Raw genomic sequence first — 22,654 nt, forward strand, 5'->3', positions numbered from 1 at the left:
AACGGGTCCGGGCTGTGCGCCCGCTGCAACGGCGTCAAGGAAGCCCCCGGCTGGCAGGCCCGGGTGCTCTCCACCTCACCCCACGAGCTCGAGGTCACCACCCCGGCCGGGCACACCTACCACTCCCACGCCCCGCCCCTGCTCGGCTGGGGCACCGACCCACCCGACCCCGAACCCGAGCCCGCGTCAGGCACCGAGCCTGACCCAGACTCTCCCCTGGAACGACACCTCCAGGCACTCCTCCACGCCGCCTGACCCGGGCGGCCGAGGGCACACCTCCGGAGCAGATGACCTACGTCAAACGCGGCCCGGAACGACGCAGTTGCAGAGTGTCCGACTCTTCCGAGGGGCAGGCACATGCATCCTGGAACCGACCACGCCGTCCAGCTGGGGGCGCTGGGCCAGGTGCTACACCCTGATGGCCACCACGGTGTAGTTCTCTGCCTCAGGGTCAAACGTGCTTGTCTCGACTTCTAGCCCGACGCGCTCCAGTTCCGAGACGAGGTCGACGTACCGGTACGGCCACGACGACAGCCGTTCGGAGTGAACCAGGACCGAGTTGTCCTTTGCGACTTCCGCGATAGCGATCTCGATGTGGTGCTCGTCCTCCCAATGCGGCGCGATCTCCCACCAGTAGACCACCATGCCATCCCGGCCGTTCCGGCTGATGAGTCGGTCGCCGACGTCAAGCCGGGAACCTCTGGACCTGACGAGCTCCCACGTGCGGGAGGTCAAGACCAGGCGCCCGCGGGGGCGTAGAAGGCGTGACATCGACTCCAGGGCTGCCGCTCTTCCTCTCGCGCCCACGGCATGGTGCAGCGAGTTGCCGACGCAGAACACCATGTCGAAGGTGTCGTCGTCGAAATGGTCGGGCAGTTCCTGCCAGTCCGCCCATACCGTCCGGACAGATGCCCTGTGCTCCTCGGCGAGCTCCGCGGTCCGACGAACCATCGCTTCGCTGGCGTCGGTGGCGACGACCTGCATGCCACGACCGGCGATGCCTACCGCCAGCTGTCCCGTTCCGCACGAACAGTCGAGGACGTGAGCGTTCGACGGCAGGAGATCGAGGACGTCGTCGAACGACGCAGCGAACTCGGCTGGAACCAGCTTTGCGTCGGAGATGAGCCACTCGTAGACCTCAGCCAGCTCGCCGTAGCTGGTCACAGCACCCCCTCCGTCACACGGCAGACTCACGATGACGCATCAGTACATCAACGGAGCAGTGAGGGCACAAACGCTTTGCCGCAAGCGCAACTCGTCCGCTCGTGCCGCAACCCGGGCGGTCGACACGCGGCGCTATGCAGCGGGTCCACGACCTCGGGGAGGCGGTTCAGGGCACGTCCGATGGCTCAGCCCGTGGAGTTGCCACCCCAACGGCAGTGCCGCCACCCGCGCCCTCGACGGAGTAGCCCGTCGCCCCGACGAACGACGAGAACATGCCGCGCCGCTGACCTCGTCGACGGCGTGTTCTCGTCGTTCGACGCAGGGGTGGTCGGGGTAGCCCCTTCTGGGCGAAGAGACGCAGGTTCAGCTCGGGCCGGGGTCGCGCAGTCGGCTGGGATCCCTCGGTGTGCGCCGCCGTAGACTCCTGCGGGTGAGCAACCCTCCGACGTACCCCACGATGGAGGACGTCATCGGCGACACCCCACTGGTGCGTCTGCAGCGCCTGCCCGGGCCGGAGAACGACCGCCGCGGCAACGTGCTGCTCGCCAAGCTCGAGGGGAACAACCCGGCCGGCTCGGTGAAGGACCGGCCGGCGATCAGCATGATCCGGGGCGCTGAGGCGCGAGGGGAGATCGCCCCCGGCGACACGCTGCTGGAAGCCACGTCGGGCAACACCGGGATCGGCTTGGCGATGGCGGCGGCGATCAGCGGCTACCCGCTGGTCCTCGTGATGCCCGAGGACGCCTCCACCGAGCGGATCCAGACGATGAAGGCATACGGAGCCGACCTGGTCCTCACCCCGGCAGGTGGCGGCATGGAGGAGGCCCGCGACGTCGTGACGCGGATGGAGCGGGAGGGCCGCGGCCGGGTCCTGGACCAGTTCGGGAATCCGGACAACCCGCGTGCCCACGAGGACGGGACGGGCCCGGAGCTGTGGCGCCAGACCGACGGACGGATCACGCACTTCGTGTCCGCGATGGGCACCACCGGCACGATCACCGGGGTCTCGCGGTTCCTGAAGTCGCGCAACCCCGGCATCCAGATCGTCGGCGCACAGCCCGCGGAGGGCTCCAAGATCCCCGGTATCCGTGCCTGGCCACCGGAGTACGTGCCGAAGATCTTCGACCCGTCGGCGGTGGACCGGACCGTGGAGGTCACCCAGACCGACGCCGAGGAGGCGGCCCGCCGGCTGGCCCGCGAGGAGGGCATCTTCGGCGGCGTCTCCGCGGCCGGCGCCTGCTGGACGGCCCTACAGGTGGCCCGGGAGGTCGAGGGGGCGACGATCGTCTTCGTGGTCTGCGACCGCGGCGACCGGTACCTCTCCAGCGGCGTGTTCCCCGCCTGAGAGCGTTCCCGCGGCGGCCGTTCGCAACAGCGACGTCGAGTCACGCCACCCGTGAGGAGAAGGACGAGGAGCCGTCCTCGGCGGTCTCCAGGCGGTGGTCGGAAGCCAGCCGGTCGGCGTCGCGCTCAGGAAGGAAGCCCGAGTCCTGGCGACAGTCGTGGCAGACCGCGACGGCTTGGCGGCCGAGATGGACGACCTCGACCAGGTGAGGCTGGCAGGCCTCGTCACCTCCGTGGTGGTGGTCGCGTCGGTGGACTGCTTCGACGGTGCTGACGGCCACCGGGTTGTGGGACTGCGTGGGTGTCGAGTCGAACATCGGGCCGGCCCTTTCGTGAGGTCGTGTCTCTGCCTCCACTGAACCGCTGTCCGACGCTCCGGATCATCGGGCGATGGGCCGGGGGGCCCCGACGAACGGAGGAGCGTCAATCGGGTGATCGACCAGCCCGGACCATAGGCTGTCGACGCTCACCCCGAGCGACCCCGTCAGTCAAGGAACCCCATGTGCCGAGTGCTCGCGTTCATCGGGCCGGAGACCCCGCTGGCGAACCTGCTCCTCACGCCCACGAACAGCCTGTTCAACCAGGCACTCGACCCTGAACGGCACCCGGAGCTCCAGCTGGCCGGATGGGGCTTCGGCGCGTGGAGTGAGCACCTCCTGAAGCCGGAGGACCCGTTCATCTACCGCCGTCCCATCGCAGCCTTCTACGACGACAACCTCGAGCGCATCGTCCCGAGCCTGCGCGCCAGCACGATGCTCGCCCATGTCCGGGCAGCCGCCTACGACGCGAAGGTCGTCCTGGCCGACGAGAACTGCCATCCCTTCTCGTTCGCCGAGACGCCCTGGATCGTCGCCCAGAACGGCTACCTGCCGAACTGGCAGCTCCTGCAGCGGGAGCTCCTGCGACACTGCAAGGACACCTACCTGGAGCAGATGCGTGGCACGACGGACACCGAGTTTCTCTACGTGCTCCTGCTCTCGCTGCTCGAGGGCGACAGCAACGAGGACGTCCAGCGTGCGGTCGAGGAGATGATCCGGCTGATCGCCGGAGCGATGGCGGACCTCGACCTCCCGGGTCTGACCAAGCTGAAGATGGCGCTGGTGTCCCCGAACCGCATCATCGGGGTCAACGCCGGTCTCGGACTCCACGGCGAGACGAACCCGACCGGCGACTGGAAGGAGCTGCGCGAGTCAGGTCCGGGCACGGACGACTTCGCCCTCTCCATGCTCCTGGAGCCGATGTACCTCCTGATGGGTCGCAACTTCGAGAAGGACGAGACGACCTACAACTTCGAGACGTGCGACGAAGAAGGGGCGACCGGCGCCATCTTCGCCTCCGAGGCCCTCACCGACGACACCGACGGCTGGTCCTACGTCGAGTTCGGCGAGATGGTGTTCCTCGAGAACGACGGCGAACGAGTGACCAGGACCGTCAGCACGCTGTCGGTGTAGGCGCGAACCCGACCCGGGCCGCGGGTGCCGACGCCTCGGATCAGACCCGACCGCGGACCGGGGTGCGGCCGACCTCGTCCCCGTCCTCGTCCGGCATCGTCATCTCGGCGCGGACGCCGAGGAGCCGCACCTCCCGGCCCTCCTCGAGGTGGTCGGCGAGGAGGGCCTGGACCGCGGCCTGCACCGCCTCGGGCTCCGACGTGGGGGCCGGCAGCTTCCGGCTCCGGTTGACGGTGAAGAACGGGGCGTAGCGGATCTTGAGCCCGACCCGCTGCACCGGCCGTCCCTCCCGGTGCACGTCCTGGAGGACCTGCGCGGTGAGCACCCGGACCGCGTCGGCGATCGTCTCCGTCGTCGTGAGGTTCTGCTGGTACGTCGTCTCCCGGCTGTGGCCCCGCGCCACCCACGGCGCGTCGTCGACCTCCGCGCTACCCTCCCCGCGGCCGAGGGCGCCGTACCAGGCCCCCATCCGCGGCCCGAACTCGGCGACGAGCACCTCGGGGTCGGCCGCCGCGAGCTCGTCGACGGTGCCGATGCCGTGCTTGTCGAGGCGCGCCGACACCCGGGACCCGACGCCCCACAGCGCGATCGTCGGCCGGTGCCCCATGACCCCGGCCCAGTTCTCGGCGGTCAGCCGGTAGACACCTCGGGGCTTGCCGAAGTCGGTCGCGATCTTGGCCCTGACCCGGTTGTCCCCGACGCCCAGCGAGCAGTGCAGCCGGGTCCGCTCGAGCACCGCCGCCTGGATGCGGCGGGCCAGCGACTCCGGGTCGTCGGTGTCGCCGCCGACGAAGCCCTCGTCCCACCCGAGCACCTCGACGACGAGGCCGAGATCGCGCACGGTCGCGAACACCTCCTCGGACGCCGCGAGGTAGTGCGGCCCGTCGACGGGCAGGAACACCGCGTCCGGCGCCTTGCGGGCCGCGACCCGCAACGGCATGCCGGAGTGCACACCGCGCTCGCGCGCCTCGTAGCTGGCCGTCGAGACGACCGCTCGCTCGCTGGGGTCCCCGCGCCCGCCGACGACGACCTCGCGCCCGGCGAGCTCGGGGTGGCGCAGCACCTCGACCGCCGCGATGAACTGGTCGAGGTCGAGGTGCAGGACGAAGGGGAAGGCGCGCGCCGCCATCGCCCCATCATCCCCTCCAGGCTCGCGGATCGCCCGGCGGTGGGCAGGTTGTCCGGCCGGCGTCGGGTGGGGGTGGACACTCCTGGCCACAGTGACCCGGGTCGACCGCACAGGGATGCCAGTCGATCGCGCAGACTCTAGGGTGGGCTGGACCGAGCTCCGACCCCACAGCGAGGTGGACGACAACCGTGGCGCACTACCAGGCGATGGGCAGCATTCCCCCCAAGCGGCACACCCAGCACCGCCGGCCCGCCGGCCGCGGCAAGCAGGGCGAGCTGTACTACGAGGAGCTCATGGGGGAGGAGGGGTTCAGCTCGGACTCGAGCCTGCTGTACCACCGCAACATCCCCTCGACGATCGCCGGCGCCCGGGTCTGGACCCCCGGCGACCTGTCGACGACGCCGAACCACCCACTGACGCCGCGTCACCTCAAGCTGCACGACCTCTTCGCCCCCAAGGACGTCAAGAGCACCGACGTCGTCACCGGCCGCCGGCTCGTGCTCGGCAACGGTGACGTGCGCATCTCCTACGTCGTCGCCGGCGAGCCGAGCCCCTGGTACCGCAACGGCGTCGGCGACGAGTGCGTCTACGTCGAGCGCGGCCAGGCGCGGGTCGAGACCGTCTTCGGGGCCTTCGACGTCGCCGAGGGCGACTACCTCATCATCCCGCGGGCCACGACCCACCGCTGGATCCCGAAGCGGTCGACGAAGGACCCGCTGCGCGCCTACTGCATCGAGGCCAACAGCCACATCGCCCCGCCCAAGCGCTACCTCAGCAAGTACGGCCAGCTGCTCGAACACGCCCCGTACTGCGAGCGTGACCTGCGCGCCCCGCAAGGCCCCCTGCTGGCCGAGGACATCGGCGCGAAGGCCACCGACGGCGCCGAGGTGTACATCAAGCACCGCGGCAACGGTCCTGGGGGCATCGTCGGCACCATCCACGAGGTGCCCTTCCACCCCCTCGACGTCGTCGGCTGGGACGGCTGCCTCTACCCGTACGCGTTCAACGTCCGCGACTACGAGCCGATCACGGGCCGCGTGCACCAGCCGCCGCCGGTGCACCAGGTCTTCGAGGGCTGGAACTTCGTCATCTGCAACTTCGTCCCCCGCAAGGTCGACTACCACCCGCTGTCGATCCCGGTGCCGTACTACCACTCGAACGTCGACAGCGACGAGATCATGTTCTACGTCGACGGCGACTACGAGGCCCGCAAGGGCTCGGGCATCGGCAAGGGCTCGATCTCGGTGCACCCCGGCGGTCATGCCCACGGGCCGCAGCCGGGAGCGTCCGAGGCGTCCATCGGCGTCGAGTACTTCGACGAGCTCGCCGTGATGGTCGACACCTTCCGCCCGCTCGAGCTGGGGGAGGGCGGGCTCGCCGTCGACGACGGCGTCTATGCCGACTCCTGGAACCGCGGGCGCGGCTGACCCCACCGGGCCTCCTATCCTGGGGCGGTGTCGCTCGCACCCGTGACCGAGGAGGTCGTGACCCCCGAGGGGGACGTGGCTCCGGATGTCCCCTGGGTCACGATCGTGTGGAACGACCCCGTCAACCTCATGTCGTACGTGACGTTCGTGCTGCAGCAGCACTTCGGGTACTCCAGGGCGAAGGCCGAGAAGCTCATGATGCAGGTCCACACCGAGGGCCGCTCCGTCGTGAGCACCGGGCCGCGCGAGGCGATGGAGGCCGATACCGAGGCGCTCCACGGCTACGGCCTGTGGGCGACGTTCCAGAAGGACTCCTGATGGCCAAGGCCTTCCGGCGTCAGGGCAAGGGCGCGGACCGCCGCTACGTCGCGACGCTCGACGCCGACGAGCGCGAGATCGTCGCGACGCTCATGGAGCAGGTCGCCGACCTGCTCGAGGCACCCGACGTCGCGGGGACCGGGGACGCGCGGTTCGACGCGATCGTCGCCGGGATGACCTTCTCGGGGGACCCCCACGAGGCGACGAGCCGGGGCCGCACCGCCGGCGGGGGCCAGCGCGACCCGGCCCTGGACCGGCTCCTGCCGACGGCCAACCGGCAGGACCCCGAGGCGGCCGACGAGTTCCGGCACCTCACCGAGGGCGGCATCCGGCACCGCAAGGCGGCGGGGCTCGCGGCCTCGGTCGCCGCGGTGCGCGCCGCGAGCGGGGACGACGTCGTGCTCGACGCCGACCAGTCCCGGGCGTTCCTCACCGCGCTCACCGACGTGCGCCTGGTGCTCGGCGAACGGCTGGGCCTGCACACCGACGAGGACGTCGAGGCGGTCGAGGCGCGTGCCGACTCCTCGGACCCGGACGACCCGCTCGTGTACGCCGTGGCGCTGTACGACTTCCTCACCTGGCTCCAGGAGACCCTCGCGACCGCACTCCTGAGGCGGTGACGCCCGTGCGACGCCCCGGGGCCGGGGCGGCCGTCGTCCTCGCCGTGCTCCTCGTGCCGGTGCTGCTGTGGCCCGACGGCGAGGCCGTGCGCCGCGTCGTCGTCGACGGCTACGTGGTCCTGCTCGAGCGGGGGATGCCGCAGCAGGTCCGGCCGGAGCACTACGCGGCCCTGCTCAACGTGCTCGTCTTCGTCCCGTTGGGGTGGCTCGGGGTGGCCGCCCTGCGCGCCCGCGTCCTGACGACCGTCCTCGTGCTGGCGGGTCTCAGCGGCGCCGTCGAGCTCGCCCAGCTGCTGCCGGTCATGGAGCGCCAGGCGAGCCTGCTCGACGTCGCCTGCAACACGGCCGGCGCCGCCGTCGGGGCGCTCGTCGCGTCACGCGTACGTCAGCACGCCGGCCGCGACGAGGTCGTCGACGAACCGGGTGACGTCGTCCGCGACGACCTCGGCTGAGGTCTCCGCCGCGGCGGCCACCCGCGCGACGACCTCGGTGAGCGTCCCGCCCGGGACCGCCGCTCGCCACACGAGCGCGCCCGGGCCGTGCAGGACCAGGGGTGGGCCGTCGGGGAGCGCGGCCGCGTAGACGACACCGTCGACCTCGACCCAGCCCGCGGCGGCACTGACCTCGACACCCGGCGCTGTCATCGGCGGACCATCCGGCCCGCCACGGCCCCCACCCCGGTGCGCAGCCGCCGGACGAACTCGGCGGCGACGTCGGACCCGGTCGGCTCGTGCCCGAGCCGCTGCCGCAGGTAGTACCGGTTCACCCCGAGAGACCGGACGGCCACCGAGACCTTGGCCGCGGGGCCGCGGGCGGCCCGCCAGCGGGCCCGCCACTCGCCGAGCCGGTCGTCCTCCCGGGCGAAGACCTCCCACAACGCCGCCTCCGGCGTTCCGGCGTGCCGGGCGAGCTCACCGATGGCCGCGGCCAGGGCGACCGTCGCCCCGGTGCGCTCCGCCAGTGCGCGCAGGGCGTCCCGGTCGGCGGCGGTGCGCTCGGTCCAGTTCGGGGCGATGTCGGGATGCTCGCCCGCCGTGCGGGTCCGGGCCGCGTGCAGCAGCAGCACCAGGGACTGCCCCAGCGGGCTCGGCACGGCGCAGGCGACGTGGGCGAGCGGGCGGGCGCCGCGCTCGGCCCACAGCACCTCGAAGGCCGCCGCGGGCTCGTGGTCCATCCCGGGGTAGAGGCGGTGGACGTCGACGAGCCCCCAGCTGGGGTGGTACAGGTTCGCCGCGTGGTCGAAGGCCGACCCCGCCTCGAACGTCGTCTCGACCCGCCACCCGTGGGCGGCGAGGGCGGCCATGAGCCGGTCGACCCCGTCGGGGCGCACCAGGACGTCGGCGTCGGAGCCCGAGGACTCGTGACGACGCAGCCCGGGGTCGACGGCCGGACCCTTGATGTGGAGCACGTCGACCCCGCACGAGTCGGCGAGGCGCTGCACGGCGGCGTGCGCCAGCTCGACCCGCACCCGCAGGGGGACGGCCTGGCCCTCGGACACGAGCCCACTGTAGGTGGGCGCGCCGGTGCGCGGTGGCAGCATCGGGCCGGTCGTCAGTACGCGCCGCGCGCCCGGACCACGGCCGAGGCGGTGCGCCACAGGATGGCGAGATCCTGCACGAGCGACCAGTTGTCGACGTAGTACAGGTCGAGGCGCACCGAGTCCTCCCACGACAGGTCGGAGCGGCCCGACACCTGCCACAGCCCGGTCATGCCCGGGCGCACCGCGAGCCGGGTGCGGACGTCGTCGGTGTACCGCTCGACCTCGCCCGGCAGCGGTGGGCGTGGCCCGACGAGGCTCATCTCGCCGCGGAGGACGTTGAGGAACTGGGGGGTCTCGTCGATCGAGAAGCGCCGGATCACCCGGCCGGGGGGAGTGACCCGCGGGTCGGTGGCGTCCTTGAACAGCACGTGCTCCTCGCCGTGCATGTTGCGCGGGGTGCGCTCGCCGGTCGGGGCGTCGGCGTCGATGACCATCGAGCGGAACTTCAGGCAGTCGAAGAGCTCGCCGCCGCGACCGACCCGTCGTTGCCGGAAGATGACGGGCCCTCCGTCGTGGCGTCGGATCGCGAGGGCCGTGACGAGGAGCAGGGGGCTCGCGAGGACGAGGCACAGGCCGGCCCCGACGATGTCGAAGGCCCGTTTGGACACCCGGCTCGCCCGGTGCGCGCGCGGACCCTCGAGCTCCATGAGGTGCAGCCCGGCCGCCGGTCGGACCCGCACCCGGTCGGTCGCGACCTCGGTGAGGCTCGGGACGAGCATGATCTGCACGTCGGTGTCGTCGAGGTCCCAGGCGGTCCGGCGCATCTGCTGGGCGGAGGTCACGGCGCCGCCGGCGAACAGGACGATGTCGCAGGCCACCTCGGCGGCTACGGCTGCGGTGCGGGCCGTCGAGCCGAGTACGGGGATGCCGCCCGGGGTGCCGGTGCCGGACTCGCCGGCGGGCAGCAGGGCGCCGACGACCCGGAACCCGAGCCACGGCTCGCGTCGCAGCACGTCGGCCACCTCGTCGACCTGGCCCGCCGACCCGGCGACGACGACGCGGTGGGTGAGGTGCCCGCGCCGGCGCAGCGCGTGGATGGCCCGACGCAGCAGGTAGCGGCCGAGGAGCAGCGAGGGGACGCCGAAGAGGAGGAGGAGGAAGAAGAACCCCCGGGACAGCGGGACCTTGCCGAGGAAGCTCACGACGCCGATGGCACCGGCGGTGACGAGCGACGCCCGGACGATGACCTTGTACTCCTGGGTGCCGGCGCCGAGCAGGTGCGGGGCGTACCCGCCGTGGAGCGCGATGATGGCGACCCAGCCGACGACGATCGGCGCTCCCGCCATGGCGACGAGCTCGGGGACGTCGCCGACGTCGACGAACACCGGGAGCCGGGCCCGCCCGAACCCCGCGGCCAGCGTGACGAGCACGGCGAGGGCGAGGTCGACGAGGACGGCAGCGGCCGCGGGGGCGCGGCGGTTCCAGCGGGCGGAACGGGCGGCGAGCCGGGGCGCGAGGAGCTCGTTGACGGTCATCGGCGGCCTGGGGTCGGGAGTGTCGGGGGTGCCAGTATGGCCAGGCCCGGCGCTGTGCGGGGCCACGCCGGGGTCCTCCCGTCCGTTCGGACGAGGGCGGCGGTCCGGCCCGTGCTCAGGCACGGTCACGCGCCCCCAACAGGTGGACCTCGTCCCGGAGCCGCGTCGCGAAGCCGGCCTCGGCGAACCCAGCGGCGTGGGCCCTCAGGATCTCGGGGTCGAACGGTCGCGCCAGCGACTCGAGGGCACCGGCCCGCAGCAGTGCCGGGTCGGCCCGCTCGACGTACCGGCCGGTGACGCCGTCGCGGACGGTGTCGAGGTACCCGCCGGCGCCGAGGGTGAGGCTCGGGACCCCGAACGCGGCGGCCTCCAGGGGCGAGAGGCCGTAGTCCTCGATGCTCGGCGCGACGAGGAGACGTGAGTGCGCGTACGTCCACCGGACCTGGGCGTCGCTGATGCCCGAGACGAGGCGGACGTTGCCGGGCATCCGGGCCAGGAGGGCCTCGCGGCCGGGCCCGTCACCGACGACGACGAGCCGCAGGTCGGTGCCCCGGACGGCCTCGACGACCGCGTCGACGTTCTTGTACGGCAGCAGCCGCGACACCACGAGGAGCCAGCCCTGATCGGCCCAGTCGGCGAGTGCGGGCACCGGCTCCTGAGCGGCAGCGGGGTCCATCGAGTGCGGCGCGGGGACGACGTCGGCGTCGATCCCGTACGTGCTGCGGATCCGGCTCTGGACGATGCGGGAGTTCGCGAGGTAGCGGTCGTTGCGGCGGGCAGCGTTCGCGTCCCATCGGCGCAGCGGGGGTCGCATCGCGAGGAGTGCGACCCCTTTCGCCGACCGCGCCGGCGAGCCGCCGAGGTAGGTGGCGCTCTGGTAGAGCCAGCGGGCCGGGCTGTGGCAGTAGACGATGGACCGCCCGGTGTGCCGGAACCCGTGGGCCCAGCCGCTGGAGGAGACGAGGGTGACGTCGGCGTCCACCGTCATCGCGCTCGCGGCCGGGGCGAACAGCGGCAGGCCCACCCGGTGGTCACGGCGTACCGGCCCGATCCGGTTGAGTGGCGAGGTGACGATGTCGTGGTCGGCGAACTCGGGGTAGGTCGTTCCAGGCTCGTACAGCGTGGTGTGGATCCGCGCCTCGGGGAAGGCCCGGGCCATGGCGAGGACCACCCGTTCGGCGCCGCCCCGCTGGGTGAGGTAGTCGTGGGCGATGGCCACCGGGGGGCGCGCACTCACGCTGCGACCCGCTCGGACCCGGTGCGCAGGCCAGGTCGCGAGGGCAGGACTGGGGCACCCGGGGCGGCGGTCTCGTCGCGGACGTCGCCGAGCACCTCCGAGTCCTGGCCGCCGGCGATGCCGGTGCTGAGAGCACGACTCATGAGGACAGTGTCGCCTTCGCTGTGTGGTGAGCGGTCATCCTCGCAGACCAGCCGTGACCTGGACCCCGAGGTGATGGGTCAAGGCAGCCGCGGTCCGCTCCGCGACACGCTCCCACGTCCATGCCGCCGATCGCGCCGGACCCGCCAGAGCGAGCTCGCCGGCGCGGACCTGGTCGGTCAGGACGGTCGCCATGGCAGTGGCCATCGCCTCGACGTCGTGGGGGTCGGCGTAGAGGCCGGCGTCCCCGACGACCTCGGGGAGGGAGGTCGTCGACGAGGTGACCACCGGGGTGCCGCAGGCCATCGCCTCGAGCGCCGGGAGGCCGAAGCCTTCGTGGGTCGACAGGACCAGCACCGCTGCGGCGCCCCGGTACGCCTGGGCGAGTCCGATGTCGTCGAGTCGGCCGAGGAACCCGATCCGGTCCAGCACGCCGACGTCCTCCGCGAGGGCGCGGACGCGCGGCGCCGGGTCTCCGCTGAAGAGCAACAGCGTGTCGTCCGTGCCTCGCGCGAAGGCCTCGAGCATCCGGGGCAGGTTCTTGTGGGGCTTGTGGTTCCCGACGTAGAGGAGGTAGTCCTTCGGCTCCTGGCGGCAGGGGCCGTCGGGGCTGAACGTCGAGCTCACCCCGTTCCCGACGGTGACGACGCGCTCCGGCGGTAGACCGGCCCAGCGGAGGATGCGCGAGCGGGAGTGGTCGGAGACGGTGAGGACGACAGCGGCCGATCGCACGGACCGCAGAACGACGGTGTCGAGATACGCGCGCCGGGCGCGCCCGGCCTCTCCCGGCACGTCGCGGTGCATCAGGTCGTGGATCACGACCGCGGTCGGAGCGGGCCAGCTCAAGGGCGCCATGAACCCGGGGCACACGAGCGCCCGGGGGGTGGGTCTCCGGCGTTCTCGCACCGAGGCCAGCTCGAGGTCGAGCAGCCCGCGAAGGGAGGCCGGCGCGGCGTCCCCCGCGGCGATCGGGGGGATGCCGAGGCGGCCGCGCACCTCACGGCTGAAACGTCCGATGCCGCTGACCACCTCCCAGCGGGTGTCCCACGCGATCGTCGACGGCGGGGTCACGTGCGCACCTCGCGGTAGACCTGGGCGATGTCGGCGCACATCTGGGCCCGGGTGGGCCAGCCGGCGGGCAGGGCCGGCCGAGTCGACGGCTCGAGCCCCTGCCGGGCGACGGCATCCGCGACGGCGGCCGGCTCGTCGTGCGGCACGAGGGCCGCGGAGGGCAGGATCTCGGTGTTGCCACCCACCGGTGTGGCGACGACGCCCACCCCGTGGACGAGGGCGTCGAGGAGGGAGTACGAGCAGTTCTCCCACACCGACAGCTGGACGAGGACGTCGGACCGCCCGAGCAGGTCCGCGGCGTCGACGTGCCCGGGGAGCTCGGTGGCGTCGGCGAGGCCGAGCTCGTCGACGAGGCGGCGCACCGGCTCCTCCAGCGCGCCGGTCCCGGCGAGGGTCAGCCGGGCACCGGGATGGGTCGCGGCCAGCGTGGCGAAGGCCCGGACGAGCGCGTCGAGCCGCTTCTCGGGGGCGAACCGGGCGATCGAGCACACGTGCAGGCCCGGCGCCCGCTGCTCGCGGTGGGGGAGCGGGTCGACCCCGTTGCGGACGACGCGCACCCGGGTCGAGCGGCCCGGATGCCACCGGGCCCGCACGCTGCGCGCGGTCGCCTCGGACACCGCGATGACGGCATCGGCCCGGCGGAGCCGCGCGGTGTGCAGCGCCGCCTTGGCCCGGGACCGCCACACGGTGCGGTGGTACACGAGGTCGTCATCGGCGATGCCGTGCTCGGTGCTCACGAGGGCGGTGCCCGAGCCCACGGTCGCGGCGGCCGTGACGACGTCGGCCCAGGACAGGTGGGAGTGGACGACGGCGGGGCGTCGCTCCCGCACGGCTGCGCGCGTCGCGATGAGGGCCGAGCGCCCTCCGTGCTCCGGGCCCACGGGGCCGGTCGTGACGTCCGCGCCGCCGGCCCGCAGCCGGTCCGCGAGCGGACCGGGCGGGCACAGGACGGCCACCCGGTACCCGGGGATCCCGACCTCGGTGACGTCCAGGACATGGCGTGCGACCCCCCCGAGGTCGGAGACCGGGAGGACCCACAGGGCCAGCGGAGCCGTCAGAACCACTGCTCCAGCCGTTCGAGCGCCACCCAGAAGCCCTCGCCGTGGTTGACGTGCCCCTGCCAGATCTCCGGGATGAACGGGACCCCGGGGGCCTGCGCGTCGAGCTGCTCGGCGAGCACGGGCCAGTCGATCTCGCCGTCCCCGACCTGCGGGCCCTCGCCGTCGACCCCGACGGCGTCGACGAGGTGCAGGTGGATGGTGTGCGGCGCGAGGAGGTCGACGGCGTCCCGGAACGAGCGCCCGAGGAAGTTCGTCGCGAGCTTGGTGTGCGAGGTGTCGAGCGTCAGCGGGATGCCGGTGGAGCGGGCGAAGTCGGCGGTGTCGTCGGGGTCGAGGAAGAGGTTGTGGAAGTGCTGGCCTCCGATGAGCCACGGGTACGGGGGGAGGGTCTGGGCCGTGAGCCGGACCCCGGCGCTGTCCACCTGGGCCACGGCGGCCTCGACCCGCTCGTACCGGATCGCGCGCTCCGCAGGGTCGAGGTGCCGGTCGGAGGTGAAGCCGCCCATCGTCGCGACGACGACGGGGTCGTCGGTGAGGGTGAACCACTGCGCGAGCCGGCGGGTCACGTCGATCGTGCGCTGCAGCTCGTGGATCGACCGCTTCCAGGTGTCGTCGTCGAGGGAGGCGAGGTCGACGATGAAGTCCCGGGAGAACAGGTCGGGCAGGTGCGTCGTGAACGCCATGCCGAGCACGCCCGCGCGGTCGGTGCAGTGGTCGGGAAGGTCCCGGAAGAACGCCTCGGGCTCGAGCTCGAGGTCCTTGTACGAGAGGTGGAACTCGAGGAAGTCCGGCCGGGTGTCCGCGACGAGCTGGCGCCAGTCGTGGTAGCGGACCGGGACGCCCCACGGCCTGCGGAACGTGTAGTCGCGGGCCGTCGGCACGGAGTCGGCGAGGTCCGAGGCGTAGAAGAAGTCACCGGCCGCCAGCGGCCGGTTGGCGGTCCGCCCGACGAGCCGGTCCATCGCGTTCGGCTGGAGCCCGCGGCCGGGGCTCTTGACGTCGACGGCGGGGCGGTCGATGACCTCGCCCGGCGCGATGTCCCGGGCGGCGACGAGGCTCTTGGCGAGGTTGACCCGGTTCATCATCTCGCCGGTCGACACCTGACGCGGTGCGCCGCTCCCCAGAGCCTCCTCGACCTCGCGGATGCGCACGACCATCGCGCGCAGCTCGTCGGGCAGGAGCGAGACGGTGTGGTCGTTGCCCTCCATGGACCGGTCGACGGTGACGTGCTTCTCGATGATCGTCGCGCCCAGGGCCACGGCCGCCAGCGGGACGTGGAACCCGCGTTCGTGCCCGGAGTAGCCCACCGGGCAGTCGCCGAGCTCGGCGAGCCGGGCCAGGTAACGCAGGTGGACGTCCTTGAAGGGCGCCGGGTACGTCGACTGGCAGTGCAGCAGGGCGAACGGCGTGCCCGTGCCGCGCAGGAGCGCGACGCTCTCGCGGATCTCGGCCTCGGTCGACATCCCGGTCGAGACGACGAGCGGGGTGGCCGACGCGGCCGCATGGCGCAGCAGCGTGTGGTTCGTCAGGTCGGCCGAGGCGATCTTGAGCGCGGGCACGCCGTACTCGACGAGGGCGTCGACGCTCGGGGCGTCCCAGGGGGTGCACATGACGTCGACCCCGACGTCGCGGGCGTGGTCGAACACCTCGAAGAGGGACTCGGCGGGGAGGTTGACCCTCGAGAGCAGGTCCAGGGTGTACTGCGGACCGAGATCCTCCCCGGCGCTGCTGCCCGCCGTGCCGCGGTACAGGGCCGCCATGTCGCGGAGCTGGAACTTCACCGCGTCGGCCCCGGCCTCGGCCGACAGCTCGACGAGGCGCTTCGCGAGCTCGACGGACCCGTTGTGGTTGTTGCCGATCTCGGCGATGACGAACACCGCCTGGTCCTTGCCGACCTCGCGACGGCCGACCCGGAAGGCGTCGCTGCGGTTGACCGCGACGGCGACGAGGTGCCCGTGCTCGTCGAGGATCGGGATGTGGTCGACGGCCTCGGTGAACAGGGGCCGGATCTCGGACGGGGTGGCGGCCTCGGGAACGCTGACCGGGGCGGTGTTCGCCACGTCGGAGCACGGACGCGAGAGGTCCACGGCATCCTGGCCGGCCATCCAGCGGCGGACGTCGCCGTCGGAGATCGAACCGACGAGGTGGCCGTGCTCGGTGACGCAGAAGACGATGCGGGCCTTGTTCGCCGTGATCTTCTCGAGCGCCCTCAGGACGGGGTCCTCGCGGTAGACGACGAACGGGGTGACGGTGCGCTCGATGATCACGACGTCGCTCCGGGGGCCGTGGTGAGCGAGCGCAGGGTCTGCTCGGCGACCGCGAGGTCGAGCTCGGTGTCGACGTCGACACCTTCGAGCTCGTCCATGACGAAGAGGCCGACGCGCCCGCCGATCCGGTTGTCCAGCTCGTCGTACACCCAGGTCCGGGTGAGGTAGAGCGACCCGGTCTCGCGGTACCGGAGGGTCTGCGGGGTCAGGTCCTGGCGGCGGGGGCGGGCGGTCACGTCGTACGCGGCGCTCGGTTCGGGTCCGTCGGTCCAGATGAACGGGGCCTGCGGGACGACCCCGACGAGCGCGTCGACGCCGGTGGTCTCGAACTGGGCCACGGCCCGCGAGATGGTGCCCGGGAGCCGGACGGGTGAGGTGGCCTGGAGCAGCATGACGGCGTCAGGTGCAGCGTCGGCAGCGCGCGCGGCGGCGATGGCGTGCCGGACGACGGGTTCGGTGGGGGTGTCGTCGCGGGCGAGGTCGGCGGGACGCAGGAACGGCACGAGCGCGCCGGCGGCCCGGGCCACGGCGACGATCTCCTCGTCGTCGGTGGACACGACGACGTCCATCGCGGGCCGGGCGGCGAGCGCCTGCTCGACCGTCCAGGTGATGAGGGGCCGCCCCGCGACGGGCCGCACGTTCTTGCGGGGGACGCCCCGGGACCCGCCGCGTGCGGGGACGACGCAGAGGATCCTCACCTGTTCATCATCCCCTCCACGACGTCGGCCACGGCGCGGGAGGGCTGTACGGCGGGCCGTTCGGGGGAGGCCGTCGGGGGGCCGCCCCACGGGCTGAGGCCGTACCGGTCCCAGAGGGCGGTGAGCCACGCCGGCGCATCGGGGCAGTACACGTGGGCGGGCAGGCCGGCGGCGGCGGCCTCGAGCACCCCGGTCGAGAACACACTGACGACGGGCGCGCCGAGCTCGCGCAGCGGGGTCCCCGTGCGGTCGACCGTGATGCCCGTGGCCTCGAACCGGGTGTGGACCGCGCGCGAGCGCCGGTCGCGCTCGACGGGATGCGGCCGGTAGGTGGCGCCGGTCGTGCGGCAGAAGGTCTCGGCTGCGGCGACGAGCAGCTCGTGCGGCAGCTCCGCCCCGTGCATCTGCCCGAGGAAGACGGGCGGGACGCCGGGCCGGGCGGGTGACGCGGGCGGCCGTCCGGCCTCCCAGAGCAGCTCGGAGCCGACGACCGTGGGTCGCACGTCGTCGCGGCCGGCGCCCCAGAAGGCGGCGTCGGCGTCGGACCAGGCGAGCAGCGTCGTCCCCTCCGCCAGCGGGGGCGCGTGCGGGGTGAGCAGGCCGTGCTGGACGGTGACGAACCGGGCGGGGTCGGTGACCGCGTCGCGCGCCGCGCGGCCGAGGGGAAGGTAGTGACCGGTCGAGAGCACCGCGGGGGCCCCGGCGGCGAGGCGTGGCAGGTCGTCGTACACGAGGCCGCTCGACTCCCGCCACACCCAGGTGGGCAGCAGGTCGCGGACGGGCTCGGGCGAGAGCACGGTGACGCCCGCGAGGTCGAGGTGCTCGAGCGGGCGCGCGAGCGCCGACACCGTGCTCGTCGAGCGGGAGTCGAGGACCACGAGGACGCGCGTGGGTCCGGTGCCGCCGCGGGTGACGACGACCTCGCCCGGCCGGGTGCTCGGTCGCGCGATGTCCGCGAGGACCCCGGCGAGGTTGCGGACCCGGCGGCGCCACGGCTGACGTTCGAGCTGCCACCGGTGCCAGGCCTCGAGGTCGCGGGGGTGGGTCAGTCCGTCCACAGCGACTCCAGGGCCCGGGCGCGGTGCGCGAAGGTGTGCTCGGCCAGGGTCCGCGCGCGGCCGGCACGGCGCAGCCCGTCGGCCCAGGTCCGGTCCGTGGCCGCGCGACGGGCCAGCTCGACGGCCTCGTCGGCGTCGGTGAACACCGCGACCTCCGTGTCGGGGTCGTAGTGGAGCGTGACGTCGGCGCGGTCGAGGAGCTGGACGGCCCCGATCCCGCACGCCTCGAAGGTCCGCATCGTGAAGCCGTCCTGGTCGCCGTGGATGTTGAGGGTCGCCGTCGCGCCCGCCATCACACCGTAGGCGTCGGCGCGGTCGAGGTCACGGCCGGCGGGGAGGCCGGGCGCGCCGACGCGCCAGGTCCGGAGCCGGTCGACGGGGTGTGGCGACCAGTCCCGCCCGTAGGCGTGCACCGGGACGCCGGCGGCGGCGAGCCGGCGGAGCGTGGCCTCGCGGGACGGGTACCGGGCCCCGACGAACACGACCTCCTCGCGGGCCGCGCCGACGGGCCCCACCGGGTGGTCCGGGTCGTGGGCGAGCGGCACGTGCGTCGCCCGGATCCCCCGGGCGGTGAGGGCGGCGACGTCCAGAGGGGAGTAGGACGCGATCGGACCCGCTGCGGCCAGCGAGCGTCCGTCGTGACCGGTGCGGCGCAGCTCGTCGTACAGCCACAGCACGCGTCGCTGCCGGCGGTCCTCGAGCAGCTCCCAGAAGGCGTCGTCGAAGGCGTCGCCCTTGACGACGACGAGGACGTCGGGGTCGTGCTCGAGGACGGCGGCCCGGGCCCGGGCGCCGAGCATCGCGCGCCGGCGCGTGTCGGACCCGCCGAGCCGCTCGGGCAGGTCGTGGCCGACCTTGGCGGCCAGGCGGGTGAGCCCCCGGTGCTCGTCGTACGGGACGGTCCGGACGTCGTGGCCGAGGCCCCGGAGGGCGCGCTCCAGCGAACGCCAGTAGCCGTGGAAGGCCGGGCTGAGGACGAGGATCCGGGTCGGCCGGCTCACGAGGTGAGGCCGCGACGGGCCAGCTCGTCGAGGGCGGCGTCCCAGGCCGCGGCACCCGCGCCCGGCCGGTCCCAGGAGCGGCGGATGAAGTCGGCGACCGCGTCGTGCGCGCCCCACCGGGGCTCGGGGGCCCCGAGCTCGCGGAGCCGGTCGAGGTCGGCGCAGGCGTGGTCGATGTCGCCGGCCCGGTGGACGTCGACGTGCGTGACGCCGGGGGAGCGGACCGGTGCGCCGCTGATCGCGGCCTCGGCGAGCTCGACGAGGGTCGTGCGGACGCCGCTGCCGCAGTTGAGGATCCGCGGCTCGCCGGGCGGCGGCTGGTGCTCGAGGGCCCAGGCGAGCAGGGCGACGAGGTCGGAGACGTGGACGAGGTCCCGGGTCTGGTGCCCGTCGCCGTAGACGGTGAGTGCCCGACCTTCTCGCAGCATCGCGAGGAAGGCGGCGAGCACCCCGGTGTAGGGGTTGTGCAGCGCCTGGCCGGGGCCGACGACGTTCTGCGGCCGCACGACGGTGAGCGGGACCGCGCCCGCCGCCGCCTCGACGGCCGCCGCCTCGGCGAGCGACTTGGTCTCGCCGTACACCGACACGGGGTGGTGGGGGTCGTCCTCACGGGAGGCGGCCGGGGCCGCCCGCCCGCAGCAGCGCCCGCCGAAGGTCGTGCCGTGCTCGGGGCAGCCGTAACGCCCCTCGCCGTACACGGCCCGCGAGCTGAGGGAGAGGAGCGGCAGGCCCCGGGCGGCGGCGAAGCCCGCCGCCAGGCGGGTCCCCTCGACGTTGACCCGGTGGTACCGCTCGACCTCGTACATCGACTGGCCGGTGCCGGTCTCGGCGGCGAGGTGGACGACGGCCTCGATGCCCCCGGGCAGGTCGCCCCACGCGGCCTCGTCCGCGACGTCACCGACGGCGACCCGCCCCGGGAACGCCTCGACGGCCCGGTCCGGGTCCGCGTGCACCTGGGGGAGCAGCAGGTCGAGGGCCAGGACGTCGGCGCCGGCGGCCACCAGACGACGCGCGAGGTGCTGGCCGATGAAGCCCGCACCCCCGGTGACGAGGACGGTCACGGGGTGGCTCCCACGACCCGCGCGGGGACGCCCGCGACGGTGGCGCCGGCGGGCACGTCGTGGGTGACGACCGCGCCGGCGCCGACGGTGGCGCCCGCACCGATGCTCACCCCGCCGAGGACGACGGCGCGCTGGCCGATGAACACGTCGTCACCGACGACGACCGGACCCGACCCGTGGACGGCCGACCGGTCGGCACGGTCGTGGTCCGCCGAGCCGATGTACACGTCGTCGACGATGTGCACCCGGTCGCCGACCGTGACCGGGTCGAGGCAGTGGATGTGCACGCGGTGGCCGAGGTAGGCGTCGTCCCCGATGTGCAGCGGGCCGCCCCCGGCCTCGACCTGGAGCCAGACGCCCGCGTTGACCGCGCAGCGCGACCCGATGCGGATGTGCTCGACCCCGCGCAGCACGCGGGGGCGCACGATGACGGACCCCGGCCCGAAGCCCGCGAACGCGCGGCGGTACAGCGGACCGCGGACGCGGGCGAGGTGCCAGCGGATCGAGGGCGGAGCCTCGACGAGGCGGCGCGCGGCCCTCATCGGCGGTCACCGTGGATGAGCCGCCACTCCTCGCGTGCGACGGCGACGGGGTCGACGTCGGACCCCCTGAGGTGGCGGACGACGTTGGCCACGGTGTTCACGCCGGTGGCCACCGTCAGCGCCACTGCGAGCCGGCGCCGGCCGCCCCAGCGCTGCGCGTAGGCCATCCGGGAGGCGACGAGCCAGCGCCTGCGGGCCGCCGGGTCCGACGACCCGCCGCCGACGTGGGTGAGCGACACCGTGCCCGCGAACACCGAGGGCAGGCCGCGCTCGCGCAGCCGGCGCTGGAGGTCGACCTCCTCGGAGTTCATGAAGTACCGCGGGTCGAAGCCCTGCACGGCGCGGAAGTCCGCCGTGGGCACGAGCATGGCCGCCCCGACGACCCAGTCGACGGAGAGCACCGCTCCGGGGATCGCCCGGGTGTCGTGGCCGACGGCCTCGTGGAGCAGACGACGCTCCCGGAACCGCGCGAGCGGGGTCAGCCACTCGACGGCGTGGTGCCGGACCCTGGGGAAGTGGCGGGCGGTGGGAGCCGGCTTCCCCCCGGGGTCGAGGACGAGCGGGCCGACGACCGCGGGGAGCCAGGGGCGGGCGGCGGCCACGAGGTCGGCCACGAACGTCGGACCCACCGAGACGTCACTGTTGAGGATGAGGAGCAGCGGATGGCGGGCGTGCTCGACCCCGGTGTTGACCGCGGACCCGAAGCCCCCGTTCGTCGACCGGTGCACGACCTCGGCTCCGTCGAGGTCCCCGAGCGGCTCGGGGGAGTGGTCGTCGACCACGACGATCTGGAGGGGAGCGTGACGCTGCGCGACGAGGGAGCGCACCGTGTCGCGCGTCGGGGCCGGCGGCCCGTAGTGCGGCACGACGACGGTGACGCCCTCGGCGCGTCGGTCATCGGGCATGCGTGGATGCTAGCCGCGACCCTCCCGCGGTGCGGCCACGGAACGGAGAACCTCGACCGAGCGGACCAGAAGAGCGTCAGCCCTCGCGCGGGCGGTCCGGGCCTCGTCCTCGAGGTCCTCGCGGTCGAGCTGGGCCAGCACGGCCGCCGCGCTGTCGCGGGTCGTCCGGAGGTCCACGGTGGTCGTGACTCCCAGGGGCTCCAGCAGGGGGCCGAACTTGCGGGAGTACGCCATGGGGACGACCGGCGTGCCCATGGCCAGGGCGTTGAGGCAGGCATGCATCCGGCTGCCGACGACGACGGCGGCGGACCCGACGATCTGCCGGACGTCGTCGAGCGAGGCCGGCTCGGCGACCTCGACCGCGTCCGCACCCAGCGCGGGCAGCATGCCCTCCACGGCCGCCCAGTCGTTGTCCCCCACGGCGCCGCGGGCTCCGAGGACGTGCGGCAGCAGCGTCACCCGGCGACCGCGGTCGAGGAGCGCGCGGACCAGCGTCAGGCTCTGCTCGCGATACTGCACCGCGTCGACGTGGGGGTTCGTCTCGTCCCAGAGCAGGCCCGACACGTTGAGGACGACGTCGCGGGTGCGTGCCACGTGCGGCGCCGGCAGCGCGAACACGACGTCGGTGGACACGGCGTCGACCGGCCGGCCGAGGCGGGCCGCGGCGGTCGCGCTCTCCGGATCCCGGGCGCAGACGGCGGCCGCGGTCGCGAGGCTGCGCCGGGCGAGGACCCGCCCCCGGACGGTCCGGAACGGGCCGATGGTCTGTGGGGCCATGAAGACCGGCACCCCCCATCGGTGGGCGAGCTCGGGCAGTGCGGACATCTTGACGAGGCGGCGGACGCCGTAGATGTCCGAGAAGCTGTCGCCGGCGCGCGTGTCGACGACGACGTCGAAGGACGTGAGCCACTCGCGCAGCCCGCGCCGCGGCTGCACCACCTCCCGTGCCAGGGGTGGCAGGTGGCCGATGTTCATCGGGCCGTCGTTCGCCGGGTCGGCCCCTGCGCCGGCCCCCGAGCCGTGCGTCCTGACGTCGGCGTTCGGGAACGCCTCACGTGCGATGATGGCGGCGCCGGCGGCCAGGGCCCGTACCCCGAGGTTCGGTTGGTCCGCTCTGGCCCAGACGACGAGCACTCGCACGAGG

The 22,654-nt window shown here is 73.5% G+C and carries 24 protein-coding genes and 1 pseudogene; 7 read left to right on the top strand and 18 right to left on the bottom strand.

Annotation, left to right across the window (positions count from 1 at the left end; translation table 11 throughout):
• Window positions 1-255, top strand: a pseudogene (locus Q0963_RS14140) (HNH endonuclease); the annotation flags it as partial.
• Window positions 256-408: 153 nt separating this feature from the next.
• Here the strand turns inward: Q0963_RS14140 and Q0963_RS14145 are convergent.
• Window positions 409-1,164 carry a class I SAM-dependent methyltransferase gene (locus Q0963_RS14145; protein WP_299447201.1) on the bottom strand — a complete coding sequence of 252 codons (756 nt, stop codon included), beginning with the start codon at window positions 1,162-1,164 and terminating at the stop codon, window positions 409-411.
• Window positions 1,165-1,621: 457 nt separating this feature from the next.
• Here Q0963_RS14145 and cysM point away from each other — a divergent pair, with 457 nt between their 5' ends.
• Window positions 1,622-2,509, top strand: a complete 888-nt coding sequence (gene cysM, locus Q0963_RS14150) for a cysteine synthase CysM (protein WP_367180073.1) — start codon at window positions 1,622-1,624, stop codon at window positions 2,507-2,509.
• A 40-nt stretch (window positions 2,510-2,549) separates the two neighbouring features.
• On the opposite strand, the gene Q0963_RS14155 is transcribed toward cysM, so the two are convergent.
• Window positions 2,550-2,825 carry a hypothetical protein gene (locus Q0963_RS14155; protein ID WP_299447206.1) on the bottom strand — a complete coding sequence of 92 codons (276 nt, stop codon included), beginning with the start codon at window positions 2,823-2,825 and terminating at the stop codon, window positions 2,550-2,552.
• Between the two features lie 183 nt (window positions 2,826-3,008).
• Here Q0963_RS14155 and Q0963_RS14160 point away from each other — a divergent pair, with 183 nt between their 5' ends.
• Window positions 3,009-3,959 (top strand): class II glutamine amidotransferase, encoded by a 951-nt coding sequence (locus tag Q0963_RS14160; protein ID WP_299447209.1) that lies wholly within the window; start codon window positions 3,009-3,011, stop codon window positions 3,957-3,959.
• Window positions 3,960-3,999: 40 nt separating this feature from the next.
• Here Q0963_RS14160 and Q0963_RS14165 read toward each other — a convergent pair whose 3' ends face one another.
• A complete protein-coding gene (locus Q0963_RS14165; RefSeq protein WP_299447213.1) occupies window positions 4,000-5,088 on the bottom strand; it encodes a DNA polymerase IV in 1,089 nt (362 codons plus the stop codon).
• A gap of 188 nt (window positions 5,089-5,276) precedes the next feature.
• Here Q0963_RS14165 and Q0963_RS14170 point away from each other — a divergent pair, with 188 nt between their 5' ends.
• Genes Q0963_RS14170 through Q0963_RS14185 form a run of 4 tightly spaced genes read left to right on the top strand, consistent with a single transcriptional unit; the run spans window position 5,277 to window position 7,905 of the window.
• Window positions 5,277-6,515 carry a homogentisate 1,2-dioxygenase gene (locus Q0963_RS14170; RefSeq protein ID WP_299447216.1) on the top strand — a complete coding sequence of 413 codons (1,239 nt, stop codon included), beginning with the start codon at window positions 5,277-5,279 and terminating at the stop codon, window positions 6,513-6,515.
• A gap of 27 nt (window positions 6,516-6,542) precedes the next feature.
• The gene (clpS, locus tag Q0963_RS14175) at window positions 6,543-6,833 is read left to right on the top strand and encodes an ATP-dependent Clp protease adapter ClpS (RefSeq protein WP_299447219.1); all 291 of its coding nucleotides are present in this window, start codon (window positions 6,543-6,545) and stop codon (window positions 6,831-6,833) included.
• Window positions 6,833-7,453 carry a DUF2017 domain-containing protein gene (locus tag Q0963_RS14180; RefSeq protein WP_299447222.1) on the top strand — a complete coding sequence of 207 codons (621 nt, stop codon included), beginning with the start codon at window positions 6,833-6,835 and terminating at the stop codon, window positions 7,451-7,453. Before clpS ends, Q0963_RS14180 begins: the two co-directional genes overlap by 1 nt.
• Entirely contained in the window at window positions 7,450-7,905 is a 456-nt protein-coding gene (locus tag Q0963_RS14185; RefSeq protein ID WP_299447224.1) for a VanZ family protein, read from the top strand. The genes Q0963_RS14180 and Q0963_RS14185 overlap by 4 nt, the downstream gene beginning before the upstream one ends.
• Here Q0963_RS14185 and Q0963_RS14190 read toward each other — a convergent pair.
• The 15 genes from Q0963_RS14190 to Q0963_RS14260 form a co-directional block, all read right to left on the bottom strand.
• The gene (locus Q0963_RS14190; RefSeq protein WP_299447226.1) at window positions 7,828-8,097 is read right to left on the bottom strand and encodes a PqqD family peptide modification chaperone; all 270 of its coding nucleotides are present in this window, start codon (window positions 8,095-8,097) and stop codon (window positions 7,828-7,830) included. The genes Q0963_RS14185 and Q0963_RS14190 overlap by 78 nt on opposite strands.
• Window positions 8,094-8,951, bottom strand: coding sequence for a nucleotidyltransferase family protein (locus Q0963_RS14195; protein WP_299447228.1), 858 nt, complete (start codon window positions 8,949-8,951; stop codon window positions 8,094-8,096). Before Q0963_RS14195 ends, Q0963_RS14190 begins: the two co-directional genes overlap by 4 nt.
• A gap of 53 nt (window positions 8,952-9,004) precedes the next feature.
• On the bottom strand, window positions 9,005-10,468 hold the full coding sequence (locus Q0963_RS14200; RefSeq protein WP_299447231.1) for a sugar transferase: 1,464 nt from the start codon (window positions 10,466-10,468) through the stop codon (window positions 9,005-9,007).
• 115 nt (window positions 10,469-10,583) lie between these two features.
• A complete protein-coding gene (locus tag Q0963_RS14205) occupies window positions 10,584-11,705 on the bottom strand; it encodes a glycosyltransferase (protein ID WP_299447234.1) in 1,122 nt (373 codons plus the stop codon).
• Complete coding sequence (locus Q0963_RS14210; protein WP_299447236.1) at window positions 11,702-11,848, bottom strand: hypothetical protein; 147 nt, start codon at window positions 11,846-11,848, stop codon at window positions 11,702-11,704. The genes Q0963_RS14205 and Q0963_RS14210 overlap by 4 nt, the downstream gene beginning before the upstream one ends.
• A 34-nt stretch (window positions 11,849-11,882) precedes the next feature.
• Entirely contained in the window at window positions 11,883-12,917 is a 1,035-nt protein-coding gene (locus Q0963_RS14215; protein WP_299447238.1) for a glycosyltransferase family 1 protein, read from the bottom strand.
• A complete protein-coding gene (locus Q0963_RS14220; RefSeq protein ID WP_299447241.1) occupies window positions 12,914-13,981 on the bottom strand; it encodes a glycosyltransferase family 4 protein in 1,068 nt (355 codons plus the stop codon). Before Q0963_RS14220 ends, Q0963_RS14215 begins: the two co-directional genes overlap by 4 nt.
• The gene (locus tag Q0963_RS14225) at window positions 13,972-16,245 is read right to left on the bottom strand and encodes an N-acetylneuraminate synthase family protein (RefSeq protein ID WP_299447243.1); all 2,274 of its coding nucleotides are present in this window, start codon (window positions 16,243-16,245) and stop codon (window positions 13,972-13,974) included. Before Q0963_RS14225 ends, Q0963_RS14220 begins: the two co-directional genes overlap by 10 nt.
• Complete coding sequence (locus Q0963_RS14230; RefSeq protein WP_299447245.1) at window positions 16,242-16,943, bottom strand: cytidylyltransferase domain-containing protein; 702 nt, start codon at window positions 16,941-16,943, stop codon at window positions 16,242-16,244. Before Q0963_RS14230 ends, Q0963_RS14225 begins: the two co-directional genes overlap by 4 nt.
• On the bottom strand, window positions 16,940-18,001 hold the full coding sequence (locus Q0963_RS14235; RefSeq protein ID WP_299447248.1) for an RNA-binding protein: 1,062 nt from the start codon (window positions 17,999-18,001) through the stop codon (window positions 16,940-16,942). Before Q0963_RS14235 ends, Q0963_RS14230 begins: the two co-directional genes overlap by 4 nt.
• Window positions 17,989-19,002: a glycosyltransferase gene (locus Q0963_RS14240; RefSeq protein ID WP_299447250.1), complete on the bottom strand. Its 1,014-nt coding sequence runs from the start codon at window positions 19,000-19,002 to the stop codon at window positions 17,989-17,991. Before Q0963_RS14240 ends, Q0963_RS14235 begins: the two co-directional genes overlap by 13 nt.
• Complete coding sequence (locus Q0963_RS14245; RefSeq protein WP_299447252.1) at window positions 18,999-20,063, bottom strand: NAD(P)-dependent oxidoreductase; 1,065 nt, start codon at window positions 20,061-20,063, stop codon at window positions 18,999-19,001. The genes Q0963_RS14240 and Q0963_RS14245 overlap by 4 nt, the downstream gene beginning before the upstream one ends.
• On the bottom strand, window positions 20,060-20,605 hold the full coding sequence (locus tag Q0963_RS14250) for a DapH/DapD/GlmU-related protein (RefSeq protein WP_299447255.1): 546 nt from the start codon (window positions 20,603-20,605) through the stop codon (window positions 20,060-20,062). Before Q0963_RS14250 ends, Q0963_RS14245 begins: the two co-directional genes overlap by 4 nt.
• On the bottom strand, window positions 20,602-21,510 hold the full coding sequence (locus Q0963_RS14255) for a glycosyltransferase family 2 protein (RefSeq protein WP_299447258.1): 909 nt from the start codon (window positions 21,508-21,510) through the stop codon (window positions 20,602-20,604). The genes Q0963_RS14250 and Q0963_RS14255 overlap by 4 nt, the downstream gene beginning before the upstream one ends.
• 9 nt (window positions 21,511-21,519) lie before the next feature.
• Window positions 21,520-22,650, bottom strand: coding sequence for a polysaccharide pyruvyl transferase family protein (locus Q0963_RS14260; RefSeq protein WP_299447261.1), 1,131 nt, complete (start codon window positions 22,648-22,650; stop codon window positions 21,520-21,522).
• Window positions 22,651-22,654 lie beyond the last annotated feature (4 nt).

It is taken from the genome of uncultured Phycicoccus sp. (assembly GCF_947495705.1).
Lineage (GTDB): Bacteria > Actinomycetota > Actinomycetes > Actinomycetales > Dermatophilaceae > Phycicoccus.

Coding starts and splice junctions, on each gene's coding strand:
- cysM (WP_367180073.1), top strand. CDS start 1,622: ATGGAGGACGTCATCGGCGACACCCCACTGGTGCGTCTGCAGCGCCTG.
- Q0963_RS14155 (WP_299447206.1), bottom strand. CDS start 2,825: ATGTTCGACTCGACACCCACGCAGTCCCACAACCCGGTGGCCGTCAGC.
- Q0963_RS14160 (WP_299447209.1), top strand. CDS start 3,009: ATGTGCCGAGTGCTCGCGTTCATCGGGCCGGAGACCCCGCTGGCGAAC.
- Q0963_RS14165 (WP_299447213.1), bottom strand. CDS start 5,088: ATGGCGGCGCGCGCCTTCCCCTTCGTCCTGCACCTCGACCTCGACCAG.
- Q0963_RS14180 (WP_299447222.1), top strand. CDS start 6,833: ATGGCCAAGGCCTTCCGGCGTCAGGGCAAGGGCGCGGACCGCCGCTAC.
- Q0963_RS14190 (WP_299447226.1), bottom strand. CDS start 8,097: ATGACAGCGCCGGGTGTCGAGGTCAGTGCCGCCGCGGGCTGGGTCGAG.
- Q0963_RS14200 (WP_299447231.1), bottom strand. CDS start 10,468: ATGACCGTCAACGAGCTCCTCGCGCCCCGGCTCGCCGCCCGTTCCGCC.
- Q0963_RS14210 (WP_299447236.1), bottom strand. CDS start 11,848: ATGAGTCGTGCTCTCAGCACCGGCATCGCCGGCGGCCAGGACTCGGAG.
- Q0963_RS14250 (WP_299447255.1), bottom strand. CDS start 20,605: ATGAGGGCCGCGCGCCGCCTCGTCGAGGCTCCGCCCTCGATCCGCTGG.
- Q0963_RS14255 (WP_299447258.1), bottom strand. CDS start 21,510: ATGCCCGATGACCGACGCGCCGAGGGCGTCACCGTCGTCGTGCCGCAC.